At 37.9% G+C, this 11328-nt stretch carries 12 protein-coding genes; 7 read left to right on the top strand and 5 right to left on the bottom strand.

From position 1 onward, the window contains the following. Positions 1-18 precede the first annotated feature (18 nt). Positions 19-276, top strand: coding sequence for an accessory factor UbiK family protein (locus tag AYT27_RS05985; protein ID WP_011181019.1), 258 nt, complete (start codon positions 19-21; stop codon positions 274-276). Positions 277-662: 386 nt separating this feature from the next. Then, positions 663-1163, top strand: a complete 501-nt coding sequence (locus AYT27_RS05975) for a type III secretion system chaperone family protein (RefSeq protein ID WP_011181017.1) — start codon at positions 663-665, stop codon at positions 1161-1163. Between the two features lie 52 nt (positions 1164-1215). On the opposite strand, the gene AYT27_RS05970 is transcribed toward AYT27_RS05975, so the two are convergent. Continuing rightward, entirely contained in the window at positions 1216-2556 is a 1341-nt protein-coding gene (locus AYT27_RS05970) for an ATP-binding protein (RefSeq protein ID WP_011181016.1), read from the bottom strand. 6 nt (positions 2557-2562) lie between these two features. Next, complete coding sequence (locus AYT27_RS05965; protein WP_011181015.1) at positions 2563-3267, bottom strand: response regulator; 705 nt, start codon at positions 3265-3267, stop codon at positions 2563-2565. Positions 3268-3419: 152 nt separating this feature from the next. On the opposite strand from AYT27_RS05965, the gene AYT27_RS05960 reads away from it, so the two are divergent. After that, positions 3420-4070 carry an MBL fold metallo-hydrolase gene (locus AYT27_RS05960; RefSeq protein ID WP_011181014.1) on the top strand — a complete coding sequence of 217 codons (651 nt, stop codon included), beginning with the start codon at positions 3420-3422 and terminating at the stop codon, positions 4068-4070. 65 nt (positions 4071-4135) lie between these two features. Here the strand turns inward: AYT27_RS05960 and AYT27_RS05955 are convergent, their stop codons facing one another. The 3 genes from AYT27_RS05955 to AYT27_RS05945 all read right to left on the bottom strand — a co-directional run bounded on the left by AYT27_RS05955 (position 4136) and on the right by AYT27_RS05945 (position 8452). Next, positions 4136-4834: a BA14K family protein gene (locus AYT27_RS05955; RefSeq protein ID WP_011181013.1), complete on the bottom strand. Its 699-nt coding sequence runs from the start codon at positions 4832-4834 to the stop codon at positions 4136-4138. A gap of 731 nt (positions 4835-5565) precedes the next feature. After that, positions 5566-7878 (bottom strand): excinuclease ABC subunit UvrB, encoded by a 2313-nt coding sequence (uvrB, locus tag AYT27_RS05950; protein ID WP_011181012.1) that lies wholly within the window; start codon positions 7876-7878, stop codon positions 5566-5568. A gap of 253 nt (positions 7879-8131) precedes the next feature. Then, complete coding sequence (locus tag AYT27_RS05945) at positions 8132-8452, bottom strand: SH3 domain-containing protein (RefSeq protein WP_011181011.1); 321 nt, start codon at positions 8450-8452, stop codon at positions 8132-8134. Positions 8453-8789: 337 nt separating this feature from the next. Here AYT27_RS05945 and greA point away from each other — a divergent pair, with 337 nt between their 5' ends. The 4 genes from greA to AYT27_RS09060 all read left to right on the top strand — a co-directional run bounded on the left by greA (position 8790) and on the right by AYT27_RS09060 (position 10955). Continuing rightward, positions 8790-9263, top strand: coding sequence for a transcription elongation factor GreA (gene greA, locus AYT27_RS05940; protein ID WP_011181010.1), 474 nt, complete (start codon positions 8790-8792; stop codon positions 9261-9263). A 6-nt stretch (positions 9264-9269) separates the two neighbouring features. Next, the gene (locus tag AYT27_RS05935) at positions 9270-10328 is read left to right on the top strand and encodes a glycosyltransferase family 4 protein (protein ID WP_011181009.1); all 1059 of its coding nucleotides are present in this window, start codon (positions 9270-9272) and stop codon (positions 10326-10328) included. 306 nt (positions 10329-10634) lie between these two features. Beyond that, on the top strand, positions 10635-10790 hold the full coding sequence (locus AYT27_RS08800) for a hypothetical protein (RefSeq protein WP_155245595.1): 156 nt from the start codon (positions 10635-10637) through the stop codon (positions 10788-10790). 3 nt (positions 10791-10793) lie between these two features. After that, entirely contained in the window at positions 10794-10955 is a 162-nt protein-coding gene (locus AYT27_RS09060; protein ID WP_155245594.1) for a hypothetical protein, read from the top strand. The last annotated feature ends 373 nt before the right edge of the window (positions 10956-11328 follow it).

The raw sequence follows: 11328 nt of genomic DNA, 5'->3' as shown, positions 1-11328 counted from the left end.
AATTTAAGGAAAGACGTTATGCGCAATGGATCAAACCGTATTCTTGATGAATTGGCAAAATTAGCAACAGATGCAGCTGATGTTGCACAAGGTATACGACGTGAAGCGGGAACAGCTTTTCGTTTGCAGGCTGAGAAGATCGCCAATAAACTTGATCTTGTTCCACGCGAAGAATTTGAAACTTTTAAGGAAATGGTGCTGAAAGTATCTGTCGACAATGCTGACTTGAAAAAACGCCTTGATGATTTAGAAAAAAACCAAACAGCCAAAGAATAAGATGGTTTTCGTAAAACAATGAGTGTCTCAGAAAAAATATCCCCAATTTTTCAATGTGATGTATGAAACTGAAAAATGCTTAATCTTGAATCTGTTATAACAAATTATTCACTTTTTTCGGTATGATTTGTATAAAAAAAAACATTTTTTTTAATCAAGGGGCTAGCGCTGTGAAATTGTATCAATACACTGAAAAGGCTTGATGATTCCCTTTATTATCAAGCGTGTTGCCGCAGGAAGCATTATTGGGTTGCGAGCTCTGAGTGCTATCGATGTTTTTAATGTGTATTTGTTGAGTGTAAAGGCTTTGATTGTAGCAAAATGTTGTTACAGTTTAGGCGGGTTGTATTCTGTTGACAATATTTTAATATTATTGAGGATTGATGATGAGGCTTGCATTTTGCGCCACAGAAAGAGAACAACATCCTGTTGATTTTATCGAACAGATTGCCTGTAAATATGATTGGTCTTTTGAGCGGGATGCTGAAGATGAAATTAGTGTTTGTGTGGAGGGGAAACGGGCAAATTATCGTCTTGCTTTTTCGTGGATGGAAGAGCAGGAGGCTCTTCATTTAGCTTGTGCATTTGATCTTTCTATTGAAAATGCTCGAACAGCGGAAATGCATCGCCTCTTGTTAGCAATTAATGAAAAATTATTGCTAGGACATTTTGATTACTGGCAAGGGAATAATTCGGTTATTTATCGGCAAGGTCTTCTTCTGGCTGGGGGGGTGCATCCATCTCATATACAGGTTGAAACATTGTTAATACATGCGCTTAAAGTCTGTGAGAGCCATTATGTGGCGTTTCAGATGGTAGCTTGGTCTGGAGAAAGTGCTTGCAAGGCACTCCAGTATACTTTGTTTGAAACTATAGGAAATGCCTAAATCGTTAAGTTTGTTTAACATTTTTTTAATAGATGATCTCGTGAAATATTTCTTATAAAGGGATATCGATGATGGCGCGCAAGCCTCCTAATGGGCTGTCCTCTAATTGAATATTGCCTCCGTGGCTGCGCGCTATATCTTGGGCAATAGAAAGGCCAAGTCCTGTTCCACTTGCATCTTGGTTGCGGGCTTTATCCAGTCTAAAGAACGGTTTAAAGACTTCTGTGCGCATGTTTTTTTGAATGCCAGGTCCATCATCGTCAATCGTTATGATGAAAGATTCTTGTTGGGATATAGCTGTCAGTTTGACAGTGTTGGCGTAATAAAATGCGTTTGATACGAGATTGCTGACTAGACGGGTGAAAGCATGTGGGCGTGCTTGTATCTCTGTAGGGCCTTCAATGGTGTAGGAAAAATGACGTTTATGGAGATGAGCATCGGCGGGAAATTTTTGCATAAGAGCTTTTAAATCAAAGGTTTTAAAATTTTCATTGCCTTCGCCGCGGGCAAAAGCAAGGTAGCCTTCTAACATATTCTGCATATCACTTACATCTTGTTCAAGCGGATTAGTATCAAAGTCAGTATTTGCTAAGGCTAGCTGAAGTTTAAAACGTGTGAGAATGGTTCTTAAATCATGGCTTACACCTGAGAGCATCATAGTGCGTTGTTCGATTTGGCGTTCAATACGTTCACGCATGCGTAAAAAAGCAATGCCCGCACGACGGACTTCATCAGCTCCTTGTGGTTGAAAGCTTTCTGGTAAAGGACGACCACGCCCAAAACTTTCTGCTGCTTCAGCCAATTGCTGAATCGGTTTGATTTGATTACGCAAGAAGTAAATCGCTATCAGTAATAAAACCAGAGCTGTGCCTACCATCCAGCTTAAAAAAATCCCAGTATTAGAAGCATAGGCTTGGCTGCGTAGTGCAAAGACGCGCAAGATGTTGTGACCAAGGTGTATGCGAATTTCGACAAGATTAGAATCTCCCACTGTATCAATCCAGAAAGGGCGATTAATTTGGCGGGTGATTTCTTCACTGAGAAAATAATCAAGAATTGCAAAAAAGGGCTTAGGTCCTGGAGGAGGGAGGGGGGTAGGTGGCAGGATAGAAATGTTTAATCCCATACGTTGTTGTGCAATACGCTTGATATCTTCGTAGTTATCTTGTTGTGGATATGTTTCAATGATGTCAATAATGGCTGAAATATCATGGACAACAGCGGTTGAGAGTCGCTCCGTCACCATTTGCCAATGGCGCTCCATAAAGACGTAGCCGATTACTGTTTGCAAGAGTACCATAGGAGCGATAATAATGATCAACGAGCGGGCATAAAGCCGTTTGGGCATCTTCTTCGTTAACCAGCGGACAAATTTTCTTGAGCGATTGGTCATGTACGCCTATTCAATTGAAAGTTTATACCCTATTCCTCGTACGGTTTGCAGCCATATAGGGAGTGATGGATTTTTTTCGATTTTACGTCGGAGACGATTGATCTGTACATCAATTGCGCGCTCACCTATATTGCTATCTTCCGTTGCAAATTTATGGCGCGGAATTATGTCTCCTGGATTTTCGGCAAAAATAACCATCATTTTTTGTTCTTTATCTGTCAATTTAATCACTTCTCCTCCTTTTTTGAGTTCGCGTCGTGAAATTGAAAATATATAAGGTCCAAAAACGATCTGCTCTATTTTAGATTGATTAAGTGCGAAACCACGGCGTAAAATGGCGTGAATGCGAAGGAGAAGCTCACGAGGATCAAATGGTTTAGCGAGATAGTCATCTGCGCCTGCTTCTAATCCATTGATACGATTATCTATCTCCGACAAAGCTGTGAGCATGAGAATGGGAACATCTTTTGTTTGACGGAGTGAATGGGTAAGATCGATGCCATTTTCGCCAGGCATCATGACATCAACTATAAGAAGGTCAAAATCTAAGTTTGAGAGCTGTCGTCTTGCTTCATCAGCATTGGCAGAGACTGAAACACGAAATCCATTTTTAATGAGAAATTGAAATAAAAGATTGCGAATACGGGTATCGTCATCAATCACAAGAAGGTGAGGCGCATCATCACACAAAACTTGAACGTGATCGGTCATTCTTCAAAACCTTGAAAAAAATTTATTTTCTAAAAAATTCAAGTTTACATAAGTTGCATAAAATTATCGAGCAGGCTATTCTATTCTATAAAGAGGGATGACGAAAGTATTACTTATAAGCTTGAAAAAAAATTATTTTAAAAAAGGCTATTATGGTTAGCTTCAGAACACATATTATTCCGGTTACATCTTTTCAACAAAATTGTACTCTGCTTTTTGATAATGAACGAAAAGTAGGTGTTTTAGTTGATCCTGGTGGTGATTGGCTTCAGATTCAAGACGTGATCCGGAAGAATGGCGTGATTGTTGAAGCTATTTGGATAACACATGGTCATTTTGACCATGTGGGAGCAGCGATGCAAGCTAAAGAGGCACTTAATGTTAAAATTATTGGCTCCCATCGCGATGATAAGCCTGTGATGGATGCTGTGCGTGAAAGCGCAGAAAGTTACGGTATTACTGACGCGCGCATTTGTGTTCCTGACCAATGGTTAGAAGATGGCGATAGCGTTCATTTTGCTGGACATGTATTCAGAGTTTACCATACACCGGGACATTCCCCTGGTCATGTCATTTATTTCAATGAAAAAGAACGCTTCGCCTTATTAGGTGATGTACTCTTTCGTGGTTCGATTGGACGTACAGATTTCCCCTTCTGTTCTCATAAAGACTTGATGAAATCACTTCGAGAGAAAGTTTTGCCCTTAGGTGACGACGTCCGTTTCATTTGTGGACATGGACCAGGAAGTTACTTAGGCTATGAGCGCCAGTGGAATCCTTTTCTTCAAGGATTTCATGAATAAGTGAAAAACACATTGGAGCGCTTTTTCTTGCCAATTACGACTTCTTTAGCAGGGCGTCATGCAAGTTACTTTAATGGGGCATAACAAAAGTGATCTAAGCCATCATAACCTCGAAAAGTACCCGTTTTTGGATTAAATGAACGGTATTTTTTCTTGCAATATTGAAGCCAATCAGTTGTCCATGGTTGCTGAATTGGTTGATATGTTCCTGTTGGCTGAACTTCATAAATCACCTGATTTTGTGGAATTTGTTGATAAACCACTTGTGGAATTTCTTGGTATATTACTCGACTTTGAGGTACAGTTTGATAGATAATCTTTGGTTGTTCTGGTTTCTTTAGAACATTGCCAAGAATTGTACCTGCAGCAAGACCAATAATACCTGAAGCTAAAGCATCTCCTGAGTTATTACGAGTAGTCACATGATGTTCATAGATATGACGATGCGTTGTAATTTTGCGTTCGACATGGCGATGTGTTTTGCGTTCAGTATGGTGATGACTCTGTTCTCTCCTTTTATGGTCAACATGATGATGATGGTGATTACTAGAAGGATAATAAGGGTGATGCTTCTCAAGAACAGAATGGGCACTAAAATTATGAGAAGGAAAATTGGTCTTCATTTCCTTTTTCATATCTTCTATTTTTTTCGTAATCTCTTCACTATAAGTTAATTTTGTATCCGCAAGCGTTGTGCCTAGTGGCACCCAAATGGTTGCAGTCGATATTGCTGATAATACTGCTAACTTGGTAATCTTTTTCATTAACGACACTCCTTCTATAAATTCATGTTGTTTACATTTTATATGTGCAAAACTGAATATAGCCTGAACGGTTTTAAACTTTATTTTGATAAAACGAATAAAGAGCGATTTAGTTGAGAATACATTATAAGTTCATAGAATAAAATCGATAAAAAATTAATTTTAAAAAATATATTTTTTTACATGAATTTATATTTCATATTGATATTTATTTATCTTCACTATGATCATAAAATTCTATGTAAGATAATTTTTTTAGCATTCCTCTGTTTCATAATACATAAAATATAAAATATAGGAGCGTGATCAAGAGTTCTTAAACATTGTTTCATGGGGATATATTATTACTATAAATTCTTATTTAATTGCATGATTCATAAGAGTACTGTTTTATTTAACGGATTTGTAAGAGATTTATTATAAAAATTTGGCTTATGATCTGTTTTACGGTATATTGTTGATTTTTTATCTATGAAAAACATATTTTTTATTTGGTTTTTAATGGTTTAAATTTTAGAAACAGTTTTAGATAGTTTTATGGATTTCTTGTAAAAAAACAATTTTTAGAAATATTTTCTTGCATCATTTCTTTGTTATGTTGCTTTTTCGCTAAATTGGATCAACATTGGTATTTAGGGTATGTGTTTTATGGAATAGTGCTGTTTATTGGTTATATTATTAAGATTTTAGGGGATAAAGATTTATTTTCAATGGTTTGAGATCTTTTGGAGTTATTTGTTAGGAGGAATTTTTTCTTTGTTTTTTGTCGTCTTATTAAGGGTATTTTTGTAAGGCCTTCTTTTTTCTTTTCGATTTTCTAAGATACCAGTATCTATTGTTGGTCCCATGTGATCAAGATCTGGTTTGGCGAAAATCCTTGACTGTGGCTCTTGGATGAATTGTTCACTATAATTTAAGGGATTATCTGCGATTGTGAGTTCTATTTTCTGTAGCTTTTTGATTTCATCACGAAGTCGCGCTGCTTCTTCAAAGTGAAGATTAGCTGCCGCTTCACGCATTGATTTTTCAAGATATTGAATATGCTTTGCTAAATTGTTACCTGTCTTACTGTTTTGCGTGATAAAATCAGGAATATTGGTGTGAGTATAACCATTTTCTCCCCCTGAATTGAGAATATCGTCGATATTTTTTTTGATACTCGTCGGTTTGATATGATGTTTTTCATTATAGGCTATCTGTTTTTCTCGACGTCTTTGTGTTTCTTGCAAGGCTCGTTCTATAGAGCCAGTAATTATATCGGCATAGAGAATAACGCGACCATCTACGTTCCGTGCAGCGCGTCCAATTGTTTGCACAAGCGAGGTTTCAGAGCGTAAAAAGCCTTCTTTATCAGCATCTAGAATGGCAACAAAACCGCATTCTGGAATATCTAGACCTTCTCGGAGCAAGTTGATGCCGATGAGGACATCAAAGGCACCAAGCCTGAGATCACGAAGAATTTCAATACGCTCCAATGTATCAATGTCAGAATGCATATAGCGTACTCGAATACCTTGTTCGTGGAGATATTCTGTCAAATCTTCGGCCATACGCTTGGTGAGCACAGTTACTAAGGTACGGTAGCCTTTTTGAATTGTTTTATGAATTTCATTTACAACATCATCAACCTGGCTGGAGGCTGGACGCACTTCTGTTGGTGGATCAACAAGCCCTGTTGGGCGAATAATTTGTTCCGCAAAAATGCCATGTGATTGTTCTATTTCCCAACGTCCAGGTGTTGCGGAAACAGCAATCGTTTGTGGGCGCATGGCGTCCCATTCTTCAAAGCGCAAAGGACGATTGTCCATACAAGAAGGCAGACGAAATCCATATTCTGCTAAGGTTGCTTTTCTTCGAAAGTCGCCTCTGTACATGCCACCAATTTGAGGAATAGTTACATGGCTTTCATCGATAAAAACGAGAGCATTGTTTGGAATATATTCGAACAAAGTTGGTGGTGGTTCACCAGGCTGTCGTCCTGTTAAGTAGCGTGAATAATTTTCAATTCCAGCGCATGAGCCGGTTGTTTCCAACATTTCTAAATCAAACATTGTACGCTGTTCTAAACGTTGTGCTTCTAAAAGACGTCCTGCTTTGTTCAATTCATCGAGACGTTGAACCAATTCCGTTTTGATGGCTTTCATTGCTTGATTTAATGTTGGTCGCGGTATTACGTAGTGTGAATTGGCATAAATTTTAATAGATTGAAGGTCGCCTGTTTTTTGTCCTGTGAGAGGATCAAATTCCGTAATTGTTTCCACTTCATCGCCAAAGAGCGATATACGCCAAGCACGATCTTCAAGATGGGCAGGAAAAATTTCGATTGTATCCCCTCGGACACGAAAAGAACCACGAATGAAGTTAATGTCTTGTCGATAATAGTGTTGAGAAACTAAATCAGCCAAGAATTGTCGTTGATTGAGTTTGTCCCCTTTTTTTATTTGCAAAGTCATGGCAGTATAGGTTTCTACCGAGCCAATCCCATAGATACAAGACACGGATGCAACAATAATGACGTCATCACGTTCAAGTACAGCACGTGTTGCAGCATGGCGCATACGGTCGATTTGTTCATTAATAGAAGATTCTTTTTCAATATAAGTGTCAGAACGTGCAACATAGGCTTCAGGCTGATAATAGTCATAATAAGAAACAAAATATTCGACCGCATTGTGGGGAAAAAAACTTTTAAATTCTCCGTAAAGTTGTGCAGCTAGAGTTTTATTCGGTGCTAAGATCAAAGCAGGGCGCTGTGTTTTTTCAATGATTTTAGCCATTGTATAGGTTTTGCCTGATCCGGTAACACCCAAAAGCACTTGTGTACGTTCATTCTTTTCAATTCCCTCAACCAGAGTTTTAATTGCTTGAGGTTGATCTCCCGAAGCTTCAAAGGATGTTTCGAGTTGAAATGGAATACCGCCTTCAGATTTTTCAGGACGAACAGGGCGGTGAGGTGTCCATAATGCGCCATTCTTAAAAAGAGGATTTCCTGAGGCAATTAACGCAGAAAGAGCTTCCACTGTTGCTGTAACACCATTTTTCATTGTTATATCCTTTGATAGAAAAGTACTCGTGTTTTTGAAGGAAACACCAAGTTTTACAACTTAATCGCGATAAATGATTAAAATGTCTCTTAATTGTTTTGTTCCGGCTTACTGAATATTTCATTTACTCTTTCAGAAGAGTTCTTGGGAGTGTTTTGAGTTTGGTGATGTTTGTAGTTGTTTGTGTCCACCATTTTGTTTGTCCCATGAGGATATTCAACAGGGTATTCCATTATGATATGCATCATAACCCTTATGGAGAATGACTGTATTTGCTGTGATTTGTTATTGGAAGCATCGTGTATGTTTCATAAAGATCACTTCCATCTTTAAATGAGAGGTAACGAGATGATACCCAACCTGTTTGGGTATTATATCTGATCTGGCACCAGTTTGCTTTACAGTTTTGAACAAATACCAACTTCCCTGCGGGAATTAAACCATGAATTGTACACTGAATGCTTGGTCCTGTTCTGAAATTAAGATTTCTTGTGACAAAGGCATCCGCCGCTCCGGATACTGTTGCGGTGAGAAAGAGAGAGACAAACACAAAAGAAATTACTAATTTTTTCATTTTTTTTAGAGGATTTCTTTCGAGATTTCCCTTCCTTTTCTCTTTACTATAAGATTGCTTCTGTTAGGTTATGATAAAATAGAAAAAAAGACAATTATTTCTTCTTTAGGCTTCTGTTGATTAGGAGCACAGTTAGATATTTTAAGTCTAAAAATATGAGAATTTTTTCAATATAATCGGTGAAATGCTTCGTATCCTTTTATTATTTTTTATATGGAAAATAGGAATTCTGTACTATATAATAAGTAAAAATATAGTTTTCGGATTCCAAAAGCAATTTTGGAGGCCGTTTTTCGTGTTTTTATTAAACCTTCCGTGTAATAGAAAGGGACGGATTATGGAAAAAGTTCCGATGACTACAGCTGGTTTTGAAAGTCTTAAAGAAGAATTGCGTTGGCGCCAACAAGAGGAACGTCCACGGATTATTGAAGCAATTTCTGAGGCGCGTGCTCATGGTGATCTTTCAGGAAATGCAGAATATCACGCTGCTAAAGAAGCACAAAGTCATAATGAAGGGCGTATAAATGAGCTTGAAGATTATATTGCGCGGGCAGAAGTTATTAATGTTTCGCGCCTTTCAGGTGATAAAATTAAATTTGGGGCTACTATCAAGCTTTTGGACGAGGATACTGAAGAGAAAAAAGTGTATCAGATTGTTGGAGATCAAGAAGCTGACGTAAAAACCGGTAAAATCTCTATTTCCTCACCTATTGCACGTGCATTGATTGGCAAGCAAGAGGGGGATGTGATTGAAGTCAATGCTCCCGGGGGAGCTCATAATTATGAAATTATTGAAGTCCAATATATCTAAATTATTATGCATGTGTCTTTAGAAGAGACAGAGATTATTGCTCCTCACTTTAAAAAGCGTTTATCGGGTATAACCTCTACTGTTGTTCAGCTTATTCCATTACAGCGAAAGCAGGGTATACGGATAGCGACTTTTGGATTTGGATTACCAAACAATTTGCCGGCTCTTGCCTTTAAGGATCTTTTCGGGCTTTGGAAAAGCCCGATTGGTAAACCATTTCGTATTTGGCATGCACGGCGCAATATTGAGATGCTTTGTGGGATCTTTTTGCGTGATGTCTTGCGAATGAAGCTTAAACTTCTCTTTACATCGGCTTCTCAACGTCATCATAAGTCTTTTACCAAATGGTTGATTCGGCGTATGGATAAGGTTATTGCTACCAGTATACGTACGGGAACCTATTTAGAAGTGCCGCATCAGGTTATTATGCATGGGGTGGATGTTAGGCGTTTTTCACCACCCAAAACTTTTGAAGATTGCTTTTCTTCATCTGGGTTTCCTGGAAAATATGCTGTGGGATGTTTTGGACGTGTACGCTATTCAAAGGGCACTGATTTGTTTGTGGATGCAATGATCGCATTATTGCCACGCTATCCTGAGTGGACAGCACTTATTGCTGGTCGCACGATAGAGCAACATTATTATTTTGAAAAAAAATTACGTCAAAAAATTGCAGAAGCAGGTCTGAATGATCGCATTGTTTTTCTTGGTGAGGTGCTCAATACACCTTTATGGTACCGCCGTTTGTCGCTATATGTAGCACCTTCTCGTACAGAAGGTTTCGGTTTGACACCCTTGGAGGCAATGGCATCACAAACAGCTGTCGTAGCGAGTGATGCGGGAGCTTATAAAGAATTGGTGGTGGAAGGAACAGGAACGATTGTTCAAGCAGGAGATGGAGGTGCTTTAACAGCAGCGATTGAACCTTATTTTGCTGATTTAGAAAAAACAATGGCTGCAGGGGAAAAAGCTTTAGCACATGTCCGTACCCATTTTCCTTTGGAAAAGGAGGCAGCTGCAATTAGGAATGTTTATGAGACAGTGTTTGCGCAAAAAACACTTTAAATATGCAAAAACCTTTTTGAGGAGTGCAGAGAATAAACCTCTTTTATAGGAAGGACCCTTGCATATCAGTTTTTAAGCGAATAGCAAAGTAACGCAAATATTATTTTATAAAATCTTCCATTTATTGATAGGATTAAAAAACTCGTTATCAAAACTTTGAGAACAAAAGGGTGAATTTATATTCTTAAAATGATGTTGGTATTGTGATAAAGTAGCAGGTACATTGATTTAGAATAATAATTTATCTTTTTGCATGTCATAAGCGGGGTTGGAGTGTGGGTAAAACTCTTCAAGAGAGGAGTAAAAATGCTTTTTATAAACCACCTTAATTACAACATTTTGAGCTGGCAAGAGAATAATGGTGCTGGCTTTCATCTTCATAAGTATAAAGATGGTGGTGCACAAGGGATTTTAAGTATCTCCTTCACAGGTGTCGTGGTGAAATGGGCTTTTGTGCTCTGAGAAATGTTTTTAAAACAAGCGCGTCAATGTGCAACGCAGTGGTATTCTGTTTTACGTGAGTGGCGTGATCCCATTAAAGAACGCAACAAACAAAAGCGTAAGGCAATGTGTAGCAAATACAGCCTGATTATTTTTACTCCAATAATGCTTTATATGACAATATAGGCTGCTCTTTCTGTAATGAGACCGATTATTATGGCTATTATATTGATTTCATGTTGGAAATGGTAGTGTGTGTTTTCAATGAGAATGCTTAATATTCAATGCACTATAATATGAAAATTTTATTTTTATGAGGAATATTTTAGTATCTTACGAATCAAGGGCTATTTATCAATTATGCTCCAGTGTTTTTTGACTTAGTTTGCTATTTGATACGGTAATTTAGCAAAGCAAAATTATAGATTTTACTGGGGTGAATAGTTCGTGAGTGATTTTTTTTAATCAATCGCACGCATTTTTCATTGCTTATATATTCAACAAAAGGTGGGTAGAATTTTTTATTTTTTGTGCGACTTTATCTCACACGGATTGAATT

It is taken from the genome of Bartonella henselae str. Houston-1 (assembly GCF_000046705.1).
Taxonomy (GTDB): domain Bacteria; phylum Pseudomonadota; class Alphaproteobacteria; order Rhizobiales; family Rhizobiaceae; genus Bartonella; species Bartonella henselae.
Note: the sequence above shows the minus strand (reverse complement) of the source record. Positions and strands in the feature narration are given on the sequence as shown.